This window comes from Paraburkholderia sp. ZP32-5 (genome assembly GCF_021390495.1).
GTDB lineage: Bacteria > Pseudomonadota > Gammaproteobacteria > Burkholderiales > Burkholderiaceae > Paraburkholderia.
This window is the reverse complement of record NZ_JAJEJP010000003.1, coordinates 1,354,008-1,373,970: the sequence shown is the minus strand read 5'-3', so window position 1 is coordinate 1,373,970 and position 19,963 is coordinate 1,354,008. Positions and strand designations below refer to the sequence as shown.

At 61.5% G+C, this 19,963-nt stretch carries 16 protein-coding genes; 6 read left to right on the top strand and 10 right to left on the bottom strand.

Going from position 1 to position 19,963, the window contains the following annotated elements:
• Positions 1 to 4 precede the first annotated feature (4 nt).
• From L0U82_RS38625 to L0U82_RS38605, 5 genes are all read right to left on the bottom strand, one after another.
• A complete protein-coding gene (locus L0U82_RS38625; protein WP_233839093.1) occupies positions 5 to 1,474 on the bottom strand; it encodes an efflux transporter outer membrane subunit in 1,470 nt (489 codons plus the stop codon).
• Positions 1,471 to 4,659 (bottom strand): efflux RND transporter permease subunit, encoded by a 3,189-nt coding sequence (locus L0U82_RS38620; RefSeq protein ID WP_233839092.1) that lies wholly within the window; start codon positions 4,657 to 4,659, stop codon positions 1,471 to 1,473. The genes L0U82_RS38625 and L0U82_RS38620 overlap by 4 nt, the downstream gene beginning before the upstream one ends.
• A complete protein-coding gene (locus tag L0U82_RS38615; protein WP_233839091.1) occupies positions 4,656 to 5,906 on the bottom strand; it encodes an efflux RND transporter periplasmic adaptor subunit in 1,251 nt (416 codons plus the stop codon). The genes L0U82_RS38620 and L0U82_RS38615 overlap by 4 nt, the downstream gene beginning before the upstream one ends.
• 50 nt (positions 5,907 to 5,956) lie before the next feature.
• Complete coding sequence (locus tag L0U82_RS38610; RefSeq protein WP_233839090.1) at positions 5,957 to 6,694, bottom strand: 3-oxoacyl-ACP reductase family protein; 738 nt, start codon at positions 6,692 to 6,694, stop codon at positions 5,957 to 5,959.
• A 446-nt stretch (positions 6,695 to 7,140) separates the two neighbouring features.
• Positions 7,141 to 8,052, bottom strand: coding sequence for a LysR family transcriptional regulator (locus L0U82_RS38605; protein WP_233839089.1), 912 nt, complete (start codon positions 8,050 to 8,052; stop codon positions 7,141 to 7,143).
• A 346-nt stretch (positions 8,053 to 8,398) separates the two neighbouring features.
• On the opposite strand from L0U82_RS38605, the gene L0U82_RS38600 reads away from it, so the two are divergent.
• The 5 genes from L0U82_RS38600 to L0U82_RS38580 all read left to right on the top strand — a co-directional run bounded on the left by L0U82_RS38600 (position 8,399) and on the right by L0U82_RS38580 (position 13,851).
• Positions 8,399 to 10,429: a PAS domain-containing sensor histidine kinase gene (locus tag L0U82_RS38600; protein WP_233839088.1), complete on the top strand. Its 2,031-nt coding sequence runs from the start codon at positions 8,399 to 8,401 to the stop codon at positions 10,427 to 10,429.
• Between the two features lie 126 nt (positions 10,430 to 10,555).
• Positions 10,556 to 10,933 carry a response regulator gene (locus L0U82_RS38595; protein WP_233839087.1) on the top strand — a complete coding sequence of 126 codons (378 nt, stop codon included), beginning with the start codon at positions 10,556 to 10,558 and terminating at the stop codon, positions 10,931 to 10,933.
• 14 nt (positions 10,934 to 10,947) lie between these two features.
• Positions 10,948 to 11,604: a response regulator transcription factor gene (locus L0U82_RS38590; protein ID WP_233839086.1), complete on the top strand. Its 657-nt coding sequence runs from the start codon at positions 10,948 to 10,950 to the stop codon at positions 11,602 to 11,604.
• Positions 11,605 to 11,830: 226 nt separating this feature from the next.
• Positions 11,831 to 13,054: an MFS transporter gene (locus L0U82_RS38585; RefSeq protein WP_233839085.1), complete on the top strand. Its 1,224-nt coding sequence runs from the start codon at positions 11,831 to 11,833 to the stop codon at positions 13,052 to 13,054.
• Positions 13,051 to 13,851 (top strand): SDR family NAD(P)-dependent oxidoreductase, encoded by an 801-nt coding sequence (locus L0U82_RS38580; protein WP_233839084.1) that lies wholly within the window; start codon positions 13,051 to 13,053, stop codon positions 13,849 to 13,851. Before L0U82_RS38585 ends, L0U82_RS38580 begins: the two co-directional genes overlap by 4 nt.
• Positions 13,852 to 13,900: 49 nt before the next feature.
• Here the strand turns inward: L0U82_RS38580 and L0U82_RS38575 are convergent, their stop codons facing one another.
• Positions 13,901 to 14,902 carry a zinc-dependent alcohol dehydrogenase family protein gene (locus tag L0U82_RS38575; protein ID WP_233839083.1) on the bottom strand — a complete coding sequence of 334 codons (1,002 nt, stop codon included), beginning with the start codon at positions 14,900 to 14,902 and terminating at the stop codon, positions 13,901 to 13,903.
• Between the two features lie 74 nt (positions 14,903 to 14,976).
• Positions 14,977 to 15,675, bottom strand: coding sequence for a cysteine hydrolase family protein (locus tag L0U82_RS38570; protein WP_233839082.1), 699 nt, complete (start codon positions 15,673 to 15,675; stop codon positions 14,977 to 14,979).
• 364 nt (positions 15,676 to 16,039) lie between these two features.
• Between L0U82_RS38570 and L0U82_RS38565 the strand changes: the two genes are divergently transcribed.
• A complete protein-coding gene (locus tag L0U82_RS38565) occupies positions 16,040 to 16,843 on the top strand; it encodes a class I SAM-dependent methyltransferase (protein WP_233839081.1) in 804 nt (267 codons plus the stop codon).
• Positions 16,844 to 16,912: 69 nt separating this feature from the next.
• Here the strand turns inward: L0U82_RS38565 and L0U82_RS38560 are convergent, their stop codons facing one another.
• The 3 genes from L0U82_RS38560 to L0U82_RS38550 form a co-directional block, all read right to left on the bottom strand.
• Entirely contained in the window at positions 16,913 to 17,911 is a 999-nt protein-coding gene (locus tag L0U82_RS38560) for an LOG family protein (RefSeq protein WP_233839080.1), read from the bottom strand.
• Positions 17,912 to 18,011: 100 nt separating this feature from the next.
• The gene (locus L0U82_RS38555; RefSeq protein ID WP_233839403.1) at positions 18,012 to 19,514 is read right to left on the bottom strand and encodes a hybrid sensor histidine kinase/response regulator; all 1,503 of its coding nucleotides are present in this window, start codon (positions 19,512 to 19,514) and stop codon (positions 18,012 to 18,014) included.
• On the bottom strand, positions 19,511 to 19,963 hold the full coding sequence (locus tag L0U82_RS38550) for a response regulator (protein WP_233839079.1): 453 nt from the start codon (positions 19,961 to 19,963) through the stop codon (positions 19,511 to 19,513). Before L0U82_RS38550 ends, L0U82_RS38555 begins: the two co-directional genes overlap by 4 nt.

Here is a 19,963-nt window from a genome sequence, read left to right as displayed (position 1 = left end):
TTGATCAATTCGACTGTGCGACCTGTTGCGGCGCGTCCCAACCGCCGCCCAGCGCGCGATACGTTCTGACCGCCGCGCGCGCGGCGTCGGCTCGCGTCGCGTCGAGGTCGTCGCGAGCCGAAAGCAGTTGACGATCCGCGTCGAGCACGTCGGTCAGCGTGATCGATCCGGCGCGATACGCGCGCTCCGACAGATCGCGCGCGCTGACGAGCGCCGTGACTTCCTGCTGCAATTCCTGCGCGCGTAATTCCGTCTGCGCGAGCGTGACGAACGCATCTTCGACGTCCTCGGTTGCCTTCAGCGCGGCTTCCTTGTATTGCACGAGCGCTTCCGCGTATGCGCCGCGCGCCTGCTTGACCTCGGCATCGACCTTGCCGAAATCGAAGATCCTCCACCGCAGCGCGCCTGTGCCGAGCGGCTGGAACGATTTGGCGTTGAACAGATGATTGCTCGTGATGCTGTCGAAGCCAAGTGCACCAGACAGCGAAATCTTCGGATAGTAATCGGCGATCGCCACGCCGATCTGTTCGTTCGATGCCGCCAGATGGCGCTCCGCCGCGATGATGTCCGGGCGTCGCCGCAACACGTCGATCGGCTGATCGCCGGTGCCGATGGCAGGCACGTCGGGAATCGTTGCGGCGTTGACGCCGAGTTCGGTGGCATACGTGCCGGGCTGCGCACCCATCAGCACGTCGAGCCGATTCAGTTGTGCTTCGAGCGACACGCGCAGTGCCGGCATCGTCGCGCGCGCCTGGCGATACAGCGCTTCGGCCTGCGCGACTTCGCGTTCGGTCGCCGCGCCCGCATGCTTGCGCGCGTTCACGAGATCGAGCAGACGCGCGTCGGTGTCGATCTGATCCTGCGTCACGGCGATGCGCGCCTGCAAGCCGCGGATTTGCAGATACGCGTCCGCCGCATCGGCGACGACGGTCACGCGGGTGCCGAGTTGATCGGCTTCGGCGGCCTGTTCCTCCTCCAGTGCAGCGGCGTGCGCGCGACGCAACCCGCCCGCGAGATCGATTTCCCAGCTCGCGGTCGCGCCGACCACGTATTCGCGCTGATCGCGGCTGTAGTTCGGAAACGCGCTCGCCAACGTGCCGAGTGGGCTCGTCGTGCTTTGATGCAGGATCGTCGCCGACGCGTTCGCATCGATGGTCGGTAGAAGTTGCGCGCCGGCTGCCTGCGCCGCGGCACGTGCCTGTGCGACGCGCGCGATCGCGGCTTGCAGACCGAGGTTTTGATCGAGCGCGCGCTGCACGACTTTTTCCAACTCGGCATCGTGGAATCCAGTCCACCAATGGTCCAATGACGGCGCCGGCAGCGTGGTTTGCCGACTGGCGATCGCGCCGGCATTGTGGAACGGCGCGAGTTCCGTTTTCGGCGCGACGTAATTCGGGCCGACCATGCAACCGGAAATGGCTGCGCTGACGATCAGCGCCGCCACCGAAGCTTCCGATGTTCGCCGCAGGTTCATCGCGTGCCTCCGCTGCCGAGCTTGCGCGGCAAAGGCGTCGTATCGCGCACGCCGAGCTTGCGCACGAACGCGTAGAACGCGGGAGTAAAAGCGAGCCCGAAGATCGTCACGCCGAGCATGCCGAAAAAGACCGTCGTACCCAGCGATTGCCGCATCTCCGAGCCGGCGCCGCTGGCGATCGCGAGCGGTGCCACGCCGGCGATGAACGCAAACGACGTCATCAGGATCGGGCGCAGCCGCACGTGCGCCGCATGCACGGCCGCGTCTTCCGCGCTGACACCGTCTTCGTCCTGCCGCTGCTTCGCGAATTCGACGATCAGAATCGCGTTCTTCGCCGCCAGGCCGACCAGCACGACAAAACCGATCTGCGCGAGGATGTCGATCGGCATGCCGCGAATGTTCAGGCCGATCGCCGCGGCGAGCAGACACATCGGCACGATCAGCACGATCGCGAGCGGGGTCTTCCAGCTTTCGTACTGCGCGGCCAGCACAAGGAACACGAACAACGCGGACGCCGCGAAGATCATCAACGGCGATGTCGTTTGCTCTTTCTGTTGATGCGCCAGATCGGTCCATTCGAACGTGACGCCGTTCGGCAGCACCTGCGCCGCGAGTTTCTCCATGCGGTCCATCGCGTCGCCGGACGCGATGCCAGGCGCCGCCGAGCCCATGATTTCGGCGGCCGGGTACAGGTTGTAGCGCGGCACGCGATACGGCGTCGTCGTGCTCCTGAAAGTCGCAACCGTGCTGATCGGCACCATCTCGCCCGATGCATTGCGCGCTTTGAGGCGACCGAGATCATCGGGTGATTGGCGGAAATCTTCGTCGCCCTGCACGCGCACCTGATACGTGCGGCCGAGGTAGTTGAAGTCGTTCACGTACTGCGAGCCGAGATATAACTCCATCGTCTGAAACACATCGGTGGGCGTCAGGCCGACTTTCTCCGCTTTCAGTCGGTCGACGTCCGCGTAGACCGATGGCGACCCGGCGTTGTAGAGCGTGAACACACCGCCGAACGTCTTGTCCTTGTCCTTGTTCGCCGCCGCGACGAGCGCGTTGGCCGCTTGCGCAAGCGCCTGCGGACCGAGTCCACCGCGATCCTCGAGCATCAGCTTGAAGCCGCCCGCCGCGCCGAGACCTTGCACCGGCGGCGGATTGACGACGATCACGACGGCATCCTTGATGCCGGCGAGCCGCTTTCGCAACGTGACCAGCATGGTCGCCGCCGACACGCCGCGGATATGCTTGCCGTACAGCGACGGCAAGCCGATGAACACCGTGCCGACATTGGGCGCGATCGTGCCGGTCGTTACGTCGAGTCCCGACACCGGCGACGTGTGCTCGATCCCGGGCGTTTTCAGCACGATGTCGTTGATTTCGCGCACCACCGCGTCGGTGCGCTCGAGACTCGAACCCGGCGGCAGGAAGGCAATAATCGCCTGATAGCCGATGTCCTGATCCGGGATGAAGGCGGTCGGCATTCTCGACATCTGGAACGCCGTCGCGGCGATCAAACCCGCGTAGACGATCAGCATCACCGTGGTGGCACGCACGAAGCGTCCGGTCAGACTGCCGTAACGCGACGACAGCCACGCGAACGACGAGTTGAAGCCGTTGAACACGACGTCGTGCAAGCGGCCGAGCGCGCTCGACTTGCCGCTGTGCGCGTGTTCCTTGTCGTGCGGCTTCAGCAACGCGGCGCACAGCGCGGGACTCAACGTGAGCGACACGAAACACGAGATCACCGTCGATGCCGCGATCGTGATGGCGAATTGCTTGAAGAAGAGCCCCGTAATGCCCGACATCAACGCTGCCGGACCGAAGACCGCGCACAGCGTCAACGCGATCGCGATCAGCGCCGCCGACACTTCGTCCATCGTCTGATGCGCGGCTTCGCGCGGCGACATGCCGAGCGCCATATTGCGCTCGACGTTTTCCACCACGACGATCGCATCGTCGACGACGATACCGACCGCGAGCACCAGACCGAATAGCGACAGGTTGTTGATCGACGCGCCGAATGCCGAAAGAATCGAAAACGTGCCGACCAGCGAAACCGGAATCGCAACGACCGGAATGATGGTCGCGCGCCAGTTCTGCAGAAACAGATAGACCACGCCGACCACCAGCAGGATCGCGATGAAAATCGTCTTCACGACTTCTTCGATCGACTGGCCGACGAAGGTGGTCGGATCGTAGATGTCGATGTAATCGATGCCGGGCGGGAAGCTCTTTTTGAGCTCGGCCATCTTCGCCCAGATCGCATGCTCGAGTGCGACGACATTGGTGCCCGGCGTCGCGACGACGAACCACGGCGTGCCGACGAAGCGATCCGCGTACGCCTTCGAGCCGTAGTCGACCGAACCGAGTTCCACACGGCCGATGTCGCGAATGCGCGTGACGCGGCCATTCGGATCCGACTTCACGACGATGTCGCTGAACTGTTCGGGCGTGTCGAGACGGCCGAGCGTATCGACGTTGATCTGATACGCGGCGCCGTTGTTGGTGACGGGAGGCGCGTTCAACGTGCCCGCGGAAACCGGTGCATTCTGCGCGCGCAACGCACTGAGAATTTCGTTTGCGCTGATGTTGTACGCGGCGGCTTTGTCGGGATCGATCCAGATTCGCATCGCGTATTGACGATCGCCGTACAACTGGAAGTCGGCGACGCCTGGCAGCCGCGCGATTTCATCGCGGATACGCAGCATGTAGTTCGCCATGTATTCCGCGCTGCGCGATCCGTCCGGCGAATATACGTGCACGCCGAGCAGCAGCGCCTGAATCGTCTTCTTGACCTGCACGCCTTGCAATTGCACGGCTTCCGGCAGGCGCGACAGCGTATCTTCGACGCGATTGCGCGTGAGCATCAGATCGAGGTTCGCGTCCGTGCCGACCTTGAAGATCACCGTGATCGTCAGCAGGCCGTTGCCGGTCGACTGACTGGTGATGTAGTCCATGTTCTCGACACCGTTGATCGCCTGTTCCAGCGGCGTCGCGACGGTGCGCGCAATCGTGTCCGCCGACGCGCCGGGAAACGCGGTCGTAATCTGGATCGTCGGCGGCACGATGTTCGGATACTGTGCGATCGGCAGCGATACCATCGTCACCAGCCCGATCAGCACCGCGAAGATGTTGAGCACCGCCGCGAAGCGTGGGTGCTCGATGAAGAAGTGCGTCATTTTCACGATTTCTCTCCACCGTCGCTTTGCCGCGTGACGAACTGGATCGCGCCGGCGTGCGGAGAGACTTTCGCGCCCGGTCGAACGGCCGGAATGCCATCGATGATCACGCTGTCCGTCGGCGCAAGGCCCGAGCGGATCACGCGCAGCCCGCCGCGCAGATCGCCGATCTGCACCTGCTTCGGCGTCGCGACATCATCCTTGCCGACGACGTAGACCATGTGGTCGGTCTGATCGGCGAGCACGGCGCCGTCGGGTACCAGCAGCGCGGCTTGCGGTCCGGATACCGCCAGTCGGATGCGCGCGAAGCCGCCAGGCGTCAGAGACAGGTCGCGATTCGGAATCGTCGCCCGCGCGTGAATCGTGCCGCTCGACCGGTCGAGCGAGTTGTCGATGAAGTTCAGCGTGCCTTGCTTCGTGAAACCGGCGTCGCCGGTCGGCGAGATGTACACGGTGCTCGCGAGAGGCCCCTTCTGCGTTTCACGCGCGCGCTGGAACGTCGCGTAATCGCCTTCACTCATATCGAAGTCGAGATACACGGGATCGATCGAAACGATCGTCGCAAGCAGTGTCGTCGGGCTGCTGCCGGCGCGGCTGCCCGAAATCAGATTGCCGACCGACACGAGGTGCGTGCCCATGCGGCCCGTGAACGGCGCGACGATCTTGCAGCGGGTGAGATCGAATTTCGCGTCGCGGATCGACGCGTTTGCATCGTTGACCGCGGCTTGCGCGGTGTGCAGATCGGCGACGCGCTGATCGACGTTTTCAACGGTGCCCGCTTCCGAGCGCTGCAATTCCTGCGCGCGCGCCAGTTGCCGCGTCGCGAGCGCGAGCCGCGCGTTGGCGGCTTCGAGCTGCGCGGTCGTTTGAGCGAGGCGGATCTGATACGGCTCGGGATCGATTTCAAACAGCACGTCGCCTTTGTGCACGACGTCGCCGTCCTTGAAGTCGATTTTCGCGAGCGTGCCGCCGACCTGCGCGCGCAGCTCGACCTTGTCGACCGCTGAAAACTGGCCGAGAAAGCCGAGCCGGTTGTCGATGTCGCGCTGCAATGGTGCACTGACCGCTACCGATGGCGGCGGCGGCGCGGCTGGCGCCGCGGATCGCGAGTCGTGGAAGCGATAGGCGGCTACGATCACGGCGATCAGCACCGCCGCCGCGATGCCTTTCCAGATCCAACGGCGCGCGTCGGGCGTGGCCGAAGCCTGGGGCCCAATAACGTCAGCCTCGACGGGGTCCAGTCGATCATTCATGATGGTCCTCGATGGGTATATCGCTCGGCAGTGCGCTCGAACCGCGCGCGTCAGGCGGTCAATCCGCCATCGACGGTCAGTGACGCGCCGTTGATGTAGGAGGCTTCTTCGCTGGCGAGGAAGGCGACGGCGTTAGCGATGTCGTCGCCGCGACCGTATTCGCCGCCGGGAATCATCGGCTTGGTGATCGACGAGAAATCGCCTTCCGCCGGATTCATATCGGTGTCGATTGCGCCCGGCTGCACGAGGTTCGCCGTGATGCCACGCGCGCCGAGTTCGCGCGCGAGACCCTTGGTGAACGAGATCTGCGCGGACTTCGTCATCGAATAGACAGTCAGATTCGGCCAGTCGACGTTGTTGGCGAAGAAGCTGCCGATGTTGACGATGCGCGCGCCTTGGCCCAGATACGGAATCACTGCTTGCGTCGCGGCGATCGGCGCCTGAATGTTGACCTTCACCATCGCATCGATGTCTTCCTGCGACATCTTTTCGAGCGACTCGACGCGAATGACGCCGGCGTTGTTGACGAGAATGTCGATGCCGCCGAGAAACTCATGTGCCGTCTCGATCGACCGTTTGACCGCGGCGGTTTGAGCGCTGTCGGCCTGAATCGCGAGTGCCGCGCGGCCGCTCGTTCTAATCGCTTCGACGACTTCGTTGGCCTTGGCGACGTTCTTCTCGTACGTGATCACGACATCGGCGCCTTCGAGTGCCAGTTTCTTCGCAATCGCCGCACCGATTCCGCGGCTCGCGCCAGTGACGACAGCCTTCTTTCCTTTCAGCGACATGGTAAAGCTCCTTTGAGTTTGTATAGTCCCGCTCCACCGGCTCGCATGTGCGCGATGGTCTGTTTGTGCCTTCACGCTGCGTTCACGAGAAAACGATACGGCGCGTCAGGTTCATATTTGTTGCGGCGACAGTTATCCAGCCGCCATGACAAATGGAGGAACAGTCAGGTTTCGGGCTTTCTGCACGAGCGCTCGCGAAGCGCTTCGGTCCGGCAAGATGCTTGCGATTACGCCACGCCGATTCGGTAGCGACAATAGACCAAGGTATTGTTTTGTCCGTCTGGTCTCGTTTGCTTTCGATCGCGATCGACGAGACTATAGGGAAGACGGTTGCGGCGCGCTGCGGTCAACAGATGTCCGTTATCGATCGGCGAGGCCATGATTGCCGTGGCCTCGTACCGACTCATCGATAGTTCTGTACTGGCGAGAACCAGAAGACTGTCTGTTCAGACGAACAGCTTTCCGGCTTCGTGAAGCTGCATGCATTCGCGCAAGACCTGAATAAAACCTTCGGCCGCTTTCGAACGCGCGGAGTACTTTGGATAAATCAGATTAATGTCGTAGGTGATCGGCTGCGCAAACGGTTTGACGACCATACCGGGCCAGATGTCCGGACTCGCGACGAACTCATCGGTCAATGCGATGCCGAGCGAACGTCTTGCCAGCGCACACGCGAGTTCCGCGCGTGGTACTTCGAAGGCCGGTGTGATATCGGCGCCCATGCCTTCGAGCGCCGCGCGGATGAAGCGGCCAAATGCAATCTTCGGTGCGGGAAGAATGACCGCATGCCCGGCGAGATCTTCGGCGCTGATCGAATTGCGCGACGCGAGCGGATGATCGCCCATCATTGCCGCGACGATTCTTCCGGTGCCGATTGTCTCGACCGTGAGATTGGGGTTGTTCAACGGAAGCAGCGTGACCGCGAGATCGGTCTTCTTGCTCAACAATTCGTTGGGAACGTCGATCGTCAACGTGGTATAGAAATGGATTCTCAGCTTCGGATTGCGCCGGTGAAACATTTCGATCGCTCGGGGCAACAGGCTTAAACCGAGCGCGGGACTGCAGCTTACGCTGAGCTCTATCGCCGATTGATTCGCCAGGTTTTCGACGAAGCGATCCACGCCGAGCGCGGCGTCGTACACATGCTGCACCTCTTCGAAAAGCGCCACCGCGGAATCGGTCGGCACGAGTTTGCGTCCGACGCGTTCGAACAGTTTGACGCCGATACTGGTTTCGGTGTGAGTCAGCAACCGGCTAATAGCGGGTTGCGAAACATAAAGCATTCGTGCCGCGCCACTTGCGGTGCCGGTGAGCATGACTGCGCGAAACACTTCCATCTGTCGCAGCTTGAATTTCACTACTTGTCCTCGTTCGGCTTATAACGTTCAGTCATGGATTGCCTCAAATCCGCATAAGGAGCGAGGTCGCGGGTTGCTAAAATTATTATTGCAGAGCGTGACCCGGTTTGTATCGAATGGCCAACGGCAATTTCGGCGTCGGTACAACGCGGTGTGAGTCTTCGGCTTTTCGTCGGAAAAAACTCGACCGATGTCTTCGCTCTGTCAATCCCAATCTACTTACCCTGGTACTTGCATGACGAACGCGCGAGCGTGCTTGCGCGACTGCGTTTGCATTAACCATGACGTTGTATTTGATCGAGTTGGTATCCCCGCTTGGACGGGCGCTCTTGTGACGGAAGCGGTCATGCAGCCATATTCGTGTGATGGCACAGTCAGAGCCGGACGGGATGAACAGATCTGCGTCGTGAACACGGGCGCAAGCAACGAATGGTCGTACAAAAATGGCGAAAGCCGATCCGACGACCGTTACGAAGCGCTGGCGGACCTGCTGACGGCGCGCAATGACGACGCTAAAAACGCGATCGATACATTGTTTCGCGGTCTGATCGAAACGTTCGGGCTGGATGTCGTGCAGGTGTCGGTCAAGGACGCAGCACAGGATCTGTTCGTCGAGGCACGGCTGGATCATGTGGGCATGATGCGAGCCGAAACCACATTCCAGTTCGAATTCACGGTGGGCCACAACGCGGGCGTGTTTATCGCGTGCTCCAGCCGCGCCGGTTTCCCGGACAGGGTCGAGCGATTCGCGCTCGCCGTGGCGGCGCGCAATGTCGCGCGCCATGTCGAAGTCTGGTTGCGCGATCGACATCGATCTGTGATGTCCGATCACGATAGAACACCGGTCTATCGGCAGTTGCGCGCAATGCTCGATCTGATGCCGGTAATGGCGTGGAGCAGTCTGCCGGACGGCCATGCCGATTTCTTCAATGACCAGTGGTTCCGCTACACGGCGTTGACGCCAGAGCAAAGCAAGGAGTGGGGCTGGACCGACGCTTTGCACCCCGACGACTATCGCCGGGCGATGGATCATTGGTGCGAGATGATCGGAGCGGATCGACACGACGATGCCGGCTTCGAGGTGCGCCTAAGGCGCGGAGATGGCGAGTACCGCTGGTTCTGGCTGCGTGCGAACAGGGTGCGCGACGAAGCCGGCATGATCCAGCGCTGGTATGTAACGCTTACAGATATCCATGACCGCAAGCTTGCGGAAGAGAGCGGGCGACGCAGTCAGGCCTTGCTGTCGGAAGCGCAGCGGCTGGCGGGCCTGGGCATCTTTTCCTGGCGCGTCGGCGCGGATCACATGTCGTGGAGCGAGACGCTCTATCGCATGTTCGGATTCGAAGCCGCCACGCCGATCGACCGGTCGATCATCGAAACGCGCACGCATCCGGACGATCACGTATTCATGTTCGACAACGTGAAGCGGGAAGACGGACTCGAAAATCTGGAAGACGAGATTCGCCTCGTGATGCCCGACGGCTCGATCCGCTATCTGCACTATTGCGCGTACGTGACGACCGCGTTGACCGGTGAAGCCGAATATGTCGGTACCGTGCAGGACATTACCGAGCGGTATCGCGCGTCCGAAGCACTGGCGCAAGCGCGGGCAGACTTTGTGCAGGCCGCGCGCGCGAGCAGTCTCGGCGTCCTGACCGCGTCGATCGCACATGAAGTGAATCAGCCGCTCGCCGGTATCGTCACCAATGCCAACGTGTGCTTCCGGATGCTCAGCAGCGATCCGCCGAATATCGTTGGCGCGATTGCGACGGCGCAGCGCACGATTCGCGACGGCAAGCGCGCGGCGGCCGTCATTTCGCGGTTACGCACGCTGTTCAATCAGCAGAAGCTCGAATCGAGCTGGTGGGATCTCGACGGTGCCGCGGGTGAAGTGATCGAACTCGTGCAGAGCGAGCTCAGACGACATCGCGTGTCGCTGGTGCCGCGTTTCGAGTCCGGCTTTCGGAAGATCAAAGGGGATCGCATCCAGTTGCAGCAGGTCATCATGAATCTGCTTCGAAACGCGATCGACGCAATCAACCTGACGACCGATGGGCCGCGGGTGATTGTCGTGGAGGTCAAGGATTGCGACGACAGCGCGTGCCTTTCCGTGCGGGATTCCGGCATTGGCTACGACGAAAGCACCGCCGACGACATGTTCAAGGCGTTCTACACGACCAAGGCGAATGGCATGGGCATCGGCCTGTCGGTGAGCCGATCGATCGTCAACGCGCATGGCGGAAAGTTGTGGGCGAAAAAGCATTCGGGACGCGGCGCAACCTTCGGCTTTTCGATCCCGGTCGGACGGGACATGAACAACGAACCCGGCGCGGACAACTGCGATCCGGATTCACGATCCGGGGAACCGACACCTTAGGCTAATGCAGTCCCCGTCAGCGCGGGCTACGCTGACTGATGTTTGATGTCCAGGGCGATGTGACTAAAGACATTGCACGGCGTGGAAGCATGCAGATCGGCTTTAGCGTTCGTGCGGGAAGCCACGATGAAAAGCCGACTGCTGGTATCCGTAGTCGACGACGACGAATCCGTCCGCGAGTCGCTTCCGGACCTCGTTCAGGAACTCGGATTCGAGGTTCGCGCGTTCGCTTCGGGTGAAGCGTTTCTTTGTTCGAACGTGCTCGAAACAACACGTTGTCTGATTCTCGACGTGATGATGCCGGGCATGAGCGGGCACGAACTGATTGCGCAACTGAGAGCGCGCAACGTGACGATTCCCATCGTCTATATCACTGCGTATCAGGACGATGGCTTACGCTGCCAGCTGCTCGCCGAAGGCGCGGTGGCGTGTCTTTACAAGCCCTTTAGCGATGTCGAACTGCTGGACGCGTTGACTGCGGCAATCGCGAAGCGCACTACATAATCGGGAGAAGCATCATGAACGCGCTGCCTGCAAATACCGCGTACGCTGTCGCGCATCGAGCCGTTGGCGCACCGGCCACCGTCTTCGTCGTCGATGACGACGTGTCGATTCGCGAGTCCGTCGAAGCGCTGATCCGTCATGAAGGGTTCGACGTCAGAAGCTTCGTCAGCGCCAACGCGTTTCTCGGTTACCCGCCTACGCATGGTCCCGGATGTCTGATTCTCGATATCCAGTTGCCGGGACTGACGGGACTCGAATTGCAGCAATCGCTGGTTATCGATCGCCCCGCGATGCCGATCATTTTTATTACCGGGCAGGACGACACGCGGACCGTCGTTACCGCGATGAAAGCCGGCGCGGTCGAGTTCCTCGCCAAGCCGTTCGACGACGACATGCTGCTCGGCGCTGTGCGCGCCGCCATTGCGCGTAGCGAAACACTGGTGATTCGCGAAACACACAAGTCGATTCTCAAGACTCGCTATGGGCGTCTCACTCGCCGCGAACGCGACGTGTTTCCGCTGATTGCCGAGGGCTTTCTCAATCGGGAAATCGGCGAACAGCTCGGCATCAGCGAGATCACGGTGAAGGCGCATCGCGGCCAGCTGATGCGCAAGATGGAAGCGGAATCTTTCGCCGAGCTTTTGCGGATGGCCGAAGCTGTCGGCGTCTGATCGGCGCGTAAGCAAGGCAACCGATACCTTCGTCTGATGGCAATGGGTGTCGCGCGTGATGTACTGATGTTGTTCGTGATGCCCTGGTGAGGCGAGCGCTTCATCCATGCGTGCTTTCGCGTTGCGGACGCGGCCGCGAATATTCCCGTGTTTTTTCCCTCTCACCACCTCGAGCGAGTGCATCGTCGAACAGTCGACGTCGGACCGCTATCGCGGAGAAGTGTTCATGTCGACAACAATAACGCACGGTGGCGCCGCGAGATCCGATCGTCCGTGCTGGCGCGGCGTGCTTGCGATCGCACTCGGTGGCCTGGCGCTGGTGGTCATCGAATTTTTGCCGGTCGGTTTGCTGCCAGGCATCATCAAAGGCTTCGGCGTATCGGAAGGGACTGCCGGTCTGACGGTCACTGCGACCGCCGCGTTCGGCTTTATCGCGGCGCCGATCACGGCGTTATCGGTGGGGCGTCTCGATCGACGCATCGTATTGCTTGCTTTATCAGCGCTAGTTGTTGTGTCCGGGATCATCTCCACGCTTGCACCGAATTTCGCGGTGCTGTTGCTCGCGCGTGTGCTACTCGGCATCGGCGTCGGCGGCTTCTGGTCGATCTCGATTATCGCGGCGTCGCGGCTGGTGCCGGCGGACAAGGTGCCCAAAGCGTCGTCGCTGGTGTTCTCGGGCATTTCGGTGGCCACGGTGATAAGCGTGCCGATGGGCGCCTACATCGCCGATCACGCTGGTTGGCGCATCGCCTTCGGTATCGCGAGCGTGCTCGCTATCGCAGTGTTCATATTCCAACTGGTCGCGCTACCGAAGATCGAAACACCGAGCGCCGTTACCTCAGCCGATTTCGCGAGCCTGCTGAAGTCGAGAAAAATCATTGCTGTCTATCTTGCGATCGTCTTTATCGTCGCGGGTCACTTTGCCGCTTATACGTTCGTCACGCCGTATCTGCAGCAAGTTGTCCGTTTCGATGCGAATGAGATTAGCTCTGTTCTGCTGCTCTATGGCGCATTGGCCGTCGTCGGCGCGTTCCTCGCGGGCGTACTTGCCAGCCGCGATCTGCGCAAAACCGTGTACGCGAACGTGGCGCTCTTTTTCGCTTCGTTGATTGCGATGGCCGTGTCGCCGGCTCATTGGTCCATCGTGCTCGTTGGCCTTGTTTTGTGGGCAGTGTGCTGGGGCATGGCGCCGGTCGGCACGCAACTGTGGCTTTTCAATGCGACGCAACATGCGCCTGAAGCGGCGCAGAGCATGAACACCTGCGTCTTCCAGCTCTCGATTACCTGCGGCTCGCTGATCGGCGGTTTGGCGGTCGATCACATCGATCTGCACGCCTCCATGTGGACCGGCGCAGCGATTCTTTTACTTGCCGTCATGGCGGTGCTGGCGGTCGGACGTATCGAATCAGCCGACATGTTGTCGGCCTCTCAAACGGAGAAAGCTAGATGAACACTTCAGTCAAACTCGGCACCGCGCTGATCACGGGCGCGTCATCCGGTATCGGCGCGGCTTACGCGGATCGCCTCGCACGTCGCGGCTATGATCTAGTGCTGGTCGCGCGCAATCAGGCTCGACTCGATCAACTCGCGGATCGGCTCGCAAAAGAAACCGGCCGCCAGATTCGCACGCTTGCCGCGGATCTGAATCACAGCGAAGGCGTGCATAAAGTCGAAGCGCTGATCCGCGATGATCAAACGCTGACGATGCTTGTCAACAACGCCGGCATCGGCAGCGCCGCGCCGTTGCTGCAAGCCGACGTCGATGTGATGGAATCGATGATTACGCTGAACATCACCGCGCTCACACGCCTGACTTACGCGGCCGCGCCTGCATTCGTCGCGCGCGGCGCCGGTACGATCATCAACATTTCGTCGGCGGTCGCGATTGCGCCCGAGATTCTCAATGGCGTATACGGTGCGACCAAGGCCTATGTGCTCGCGCTCAGCCAGTCGCTGAAACACGAACTGGCCGACAAAGGCTTGCGAGTACAAGCGGTGTTGCCGGGTGCCATCCGTACTGAGTTCTGGGACGTTGCAGGTACACCGGTCGATTCGCTTCCCGCGGAGATGGTGATGAGCGTCGACGATCTCGTCGATGCCGCGCTCGCGGGTCTGGATCAAGGCGAATTCGCGACCATTCCGTCGCTGCCTTCGGTCGATGGCTGGAACGCATACGAGGCCGCGCGTGTCGCGCTGGTGCCGCATCTTTCGTTGAGCAAGCCGGGCGCGCGCTACAACGTTCAGTAATCGTCTGTGACGAGGCTCGGACAGAAATGAATGGCCGAGCCTACGGGGATCACTCGGCGCGCGCTGAGTGATCCGGATCCGGATGGAAAATCACCTTGCCTCGGAATTTCGACGCGAGATCGAGAGCTTCGACATACTGCTCGAGTCCGAATGTGGCCGCGATCGGCAAAGTGATCGCACCGGATGCAACCAGCGGTGCCAGTTCGTCGTACAGCACCCCGAGTCGATCCATATTTCCCGGTACCTTCAGCCAGTTCATGATCCAGAAGCCGTGCAGCGACTGCCCATTGAAGATGATCGGAACATTGTTGATCGGCGACGGCTCGCCACCCATACCACTCCAGATGACGAGCTTTCCATAGCGATCGAGGCAATCGAGCAGACGTTGGGTCGTCGCACCACCCACGCCGTCGAGCGCGAGTGGAAACTTCGTCTGACCGGTTGCCGCCGCGATGCGCGCGGGAAGGTCCGGACCGTCGACCAGCACGACGTCGCCGCCGAGCGCCGTCAATTCATCGATCAATTCAGGCCGTCGCACGATATTGACGGTGCGATAACCGCGCCCCTTGGCGATCGCAATGATTGCGCGGCCGACTGCCGAATTCGCGGCCGTCGAGATCAGCCAGTCGCCCCGTTCGAGCTTCGCGAATTCCGTGAGAAGCAGCAACGCCGTCAGCGGATTCATGCCGAGCATGGCCAGTTGATCGACGTTGCCGTCCGGAAGCGCGCGCAACCACGTGGCGTTGGTCTTTACGTATTCCGCCCACGCGTTGCCATTGACCGGGACCAGTGTGCGATCGCCGACCTTCACATGCGCAACGTTTTTGCCGATCGCGACGACACGGCCGACGCCCGTACAACCGAGGAAGTGCGGCAACGCAGGCAATTCGCCGTAGATGCCGGCGATGATGTACTGGTCCGTCGGTTCGATCGCCGACGCTTCCACGCGGATAATGATTTCATTGGCGGCGGGATTGTCGAGGTTCGGTACATCGACGAGCTTCAATACGTCGCGAGGCTCGCCGTAGGCGGTGAGCTGAAGGGCTTTCATGGCATGACCTGTCGCTGTTATGAATCTGGCTGGTGATCAGAGGTGTTGTGCCGGATGCTTCGACGCGGAGGCAATCAGGCCGCCGCTCTCATTGCTTGAACCGCCTGTTCCGTGGTCCACAGCGAATTAGCCATGAAGCGCCAGTTGACCATTGCGGCCTCGTATCCATCGCCTTCTTCGTTGACTGCGCCGCCCACCGCGTCTCGCACCATCGCAACTTCGAAACCCGCCTCGATGATGTCGCGCATATGAGACTCAAGGCAAACATTCGCGGCGGGTCCGGCCATGATGACTTGCGTGACCCTACGCATATGCAACTGCTTGATCACGTCGTTCGACTCGCAGCCGAAGAGCTTGTGTGGCGCGCAATTGCAGGTATGCCCGTCTTTCAGATACTTCTTGAACGGCTCGTAAATGTCGGCACGTGACCCTTCGAATCCTTCGAGATCGATCGGATCCGAGCGGCCGCAAAAGCCGATTCCACCCAGATAGTTGCCGAGCGGACCCGCTGCCTGCACTTTCCACTGCGTGTCGTGCGGATAAAACCAGTGCGGCGAGTGAATGATGTAGTAGCCGAGTTCCTGCGCGGTCTTGAGCAGCATTTCGGTGTTCGCGATCACGTTCCGCTCTTTCAGCGAATGCTCGATCATCTCGTAGTAGGTGCCGGAAGCCTCCTGCAGGAACTCATTCTGCATGTCGGTCAACACGAGTGCGGTATGCGGCTTGTCGAGCTGCATGTCCGGAAGGCGATGAGTGAACTTGAACATTTTCATGACCTCTGCGATTCGTTGAGAGTGGGGAACGTGCGGCGCTGGAAAGCGCGGCGCGTTCTTCAATGGCGTAAGGGTTTGACAGGCACGAGAAAGGCAGCGGCGGCTACTGCGCCATGCCGCTCAGTGCGCGCTTTCCGGCGAGTGCGATCAGCTTAGAGCGGGGAGGGAAGTCGCACATTGCACTAACGTATTGATACTTTGGTATCGCACGCCGGCGCAGACGCGTTGTCGGCCTTAATCCGGCGAGACACGTGACACGGAGAACATGCGGGAATTCATCCGACAGACTGCTGATCAGTTTCGGCGTCTTGCGCAAAAATTCTGGACGCCTGGTCATTCCTCGTCATGACATGCGCGCCGATACTTGCCAGACTTCACCGCCGTCAAGGCCCGTCAACAGACCGCCTGGTCGACGGGCAACTACGCGGTGGTCGGCACCACGCTGCGGATCGTCGGCGAGAACCTCTGCGAAGCACTCGACCTGCGCGCCGGCAGTCGTGTGCTGGATGTCGCCGCGGGAAACGGCAACGCAACGCTCGCCGCCGCGCGCCGCTGGTGCGATGTGACGTCGACTGACTACGTCGCTTCGCTGCTCGATTCGGGCCGGGCGCGCGCGCAAGCAGAGGGACTGCCCGTGCAGTTCCAGGAAGCGGACGCTGAAGCGCTGCCTTTCGCTGACGCCACATTCGACATCGCGATGTCGACTTTCGGCGTGATGTTCACGCCCAACCAGGAAAGAGCCGCGGCTGAGCTCGTGCGCGTGTGCAAGCCTGGCGGACGGATCGGCCTCGCCAACTGGACGCCGGAAAGTTTCATCGGGCAGCTATTCAAGACGATCGGCAAGCACGTTCCGCCGCCGGCAGGCGTGAAGTCGCCGGCGCTCTGGGGCGCGAAGGTGCGCCTCGAAGAACTGTTCGGCGATAGTGCGCGGAGGATCACCGCGACCAGCCGCGATTTCATGTTCCGCTATCGCTCGCCGGCGCATTTCATCGACGTGTTCCGCACGTTTTATGGGCCGATGAACAAGGCGTTTGCTGCGCTCGATGGTGAGCGGCGAGCGGCGTTTCATCGCGATCTGATGGCATTGATCGAGAGCCGCAACCGCTCGGCCGACGCGACACTCGTGCTGCCAGGCGAATATCTCGAAGTCGTGATTGAACGAGGCTGAATGTCGGCGAGCGAGACGACCGCGCGAGGGATCGGTTCGTGCGTCGCCTCGTCGACGAGACCGCCCGGCTCATCGAGCCGATGGATGGCTTGCATGCCATTCGACGATTGCGGACCAGATGTCTTCGGCCGTTTCGCGAAAGACAAACAGTGCGGCATCGTCAGCGGAAATCATGCCTTCGGTCACCATGAAGTCGAAATCGATGGCGCGCCGCCAGTACGACTTACCGACCAGCACGACGGGCAGCGGCCTGATCTTTTTGGTCTGCAGCAGCGTCAACACCTCGAACAGTTCGTCACAGGTGCCGAAGCCGCCGGGAAAGAAAATGGCCGCCTGTGCTCGTTCAAGCAGATGCAGCTTGCGGATCGCAAAGTAGTGGAACCTGAAGCACAGGTCTGGCGTGATGTAGGGATTCGGTTGCTGCTTGTGCGGCAATGCGATGTTCAGGCCGATGCTCGGCGCGGCGCGCTCGTGGGCGCCGCGATTCGCCGCTTCCATGATGCCCGGACCGCCGCCCGTCATGATCGCGAGTGACGAAAGGGCACCGGCATTGCGCGCGCCGCCGACGATGCGGCCCAGCTCTCGGGCCACGTCGTAGTAGCGGCTGAGCGCAAGCAGGCGGGCCGCGGCTTGCAGCGCTTGCTGGTTGCGCCGCGCGCCTGGCTGCTCACGCAGTGCGCGCCGCGCGTCGCGAAGCCGCCGTCGTGCGATGTCGGGCGCTGGAATCCGGGTGCTCCCATACACGACGACCGTATGGTGAATGTCGTGACGTTGCAGCGTTTCCTCGGCCTTCCAGTAATCGAGTTGCAGGCGAACGCCGCACATCTCCGGTCTGCGCAGAAATGCGAGGTCTTCGTCCGCTTGCAGATAAGTGGGGTGTTCGACGAGGCGGCGCGCGGGCGGAGGCAAGCCGGACTGCTCATCACCGGCGTCACGGGCGCGGCGGCGCACTGTCGCAGCCGATCCGGCATGCGCGGGCGTGTCGGCGCGCCGCGCGCCCGGTTGCCGGGAGCGAACCTTGCCGTTGCGCGTCGCTTTCGGCGATAGGGCTTCCTTCGCGCTTGCCATGTGATCTCCGTGCCGCGGTTGTCTTTACTTTACGGTCCCGGATCCGCGATCGTCGTTTTCGGGTTCGAGTCAGCTCGCGCAATTCCGCTGGCACGGCAATCTAGCGCATCTCGTTCGACCGGCCGCAAGCCGCGTTTCCGACGCGGGCTTCGATGATGTCGAGCGGCAACGACACCGTTATCGCAAAGCCCTGATCGGGCGCCGTGCGGATCTGCAGATCGCCGCGCAGGGCCCACGCGCGCTCGCGGATACCCAACAGACCGAACGAGTCCGACGCGGGTCTGCAGTCCGGAGCGCAGCCGCAGCCGTTGTCCGTAATGCGGACCACACAGCGCGGTTCCTCGCGCAGGATTTCGAGTACCACCTCAGTCGCCTGCGCATGCCGGGCAACATTTGTCAGTGCCTCCTGAACGATCCGGAACACGGCTGTTGCGCCGTCGTCGTTGAAATCGATGTTATCGGCGATGCTGCGCGTGACGCGCACGCTATGCCGCTCCGAAAACCGGCTGACGAGCCATTCGAGGGCGGGAATCAGACCAAGGTCGTCGAGCATCGCCGGCCGAAGATCGGTGGCGATTCGACGCACGGACACGACCAGCTGATCGATCAGCTTGTAGACGTTCTGAAGGTCGCGCGCCGCTTCATTGCCAACGCTGCTCGTCACCAGCGTGTCCAGCCGCGCGCACGCGATCTTCAGCGCGACGAGCTGCTGGCCGAAATCGTCATGCAATTCCCGCGCGATCCGGGTTTTCTCTTCCTCGCGCGCCCGCTGGATGCCCGCCGACAGTCGCTGGAGTTCTTCGCGTGAGGCTCGTAGCGCGTCATCGGCGAGCCTGCGTTCCGTGACATCGATGATCCAGCCCAGCATGCGATAGGCCTGTCCGAAATGATTCCACAAGGCCTGCCCGCGTGCATGAACCCAGCGAAATTCGCCGGACTTCGTCCGCACCCGATATTCGGCGTCGTAGGGCCGCATCTGTTCCAAATGTTCGGCGACGGCTGTCTGGACACGGTCGCGATCGAGGGGATGAATGGCTTCGAGAAACGCGTCGGCATCGTCGGGAAATTCATCCGGCTGATAGCCGAGAATTTCCTTGAAATAGGGAGAAAGCCAGATTGCGCCCGATTGCGGGCGCCAGTCCCACAGGCCCGCGCTTGCGCCGCTGACCGCCAGTTGAAACCGCTCTTCGCTTTCCTTCAGCGCTTGTGCGATGCGATGGCGTTCGATTGCATAGCGGATCGCGCGGCTCAGCTCGGAGGGATCGATGTTGCGCTTGACGAGATAATCCTGGGCTCCTTCCTGAATCGCCAGAAGCCCGACCGACTTGTCGTCGAGACCGGTGAGCACCAGCACGGGCAGTTCGGGCGCCCGCTCGCGAAAGCTCCTGAAGGTGGAGATTCCGTGCGCGTCGGGCAGGCCCAGATCGAGAAGGACGATGTCGAAGCGGCTGGCCCCGCAGCGAGATATGGCGTCGGCGAGGCGTTGCACCTGCACGAGGTCGTGCGTGAAATCGTCCACGTCGGCAAGCGCCTCCTCGATCAGCAACGCATCGGTTGGACTGTCTTCGACAAGCAGGATCCGCAGGTGCTGGGTTGTGTTCATGGCCTGGGTGGCGGCAACGTCACGACGCTGAACCAGAAGTCGTTGATTCTGCGCAGGACGTCGACGAACATCGTGAAGTCGACCGGCTTGGTGACATAGCAATTGGCATGCAATCCGTACGTTCTGGCGACATCCTCTTCGGATTTCGACGTGGTCAGCACGACAACGGGAATACTCATCAGATCCGGGTCGGCTTTCAGTTCCTGCAGTACCTCGCGGCCGCTCTTTTTCGGCAGGTTCAGATCGAGAATGATCAGCCCCGGCCGGGGCGCATCGAGATGTCGGCCTTTGCGGCGCAGAAAATCCATCGCTTCGGCGCCGTCCTGCGCAACGTGCAGGGGATTGAGCACCTTATAGTCCTCGAAGGCCTCGCGCGTCATCAGCACGTCGGTGGGACTGTCCTCGACAAGAAGGATGTGAACGGGATTGTTCGTTACCTGTGACAGCAT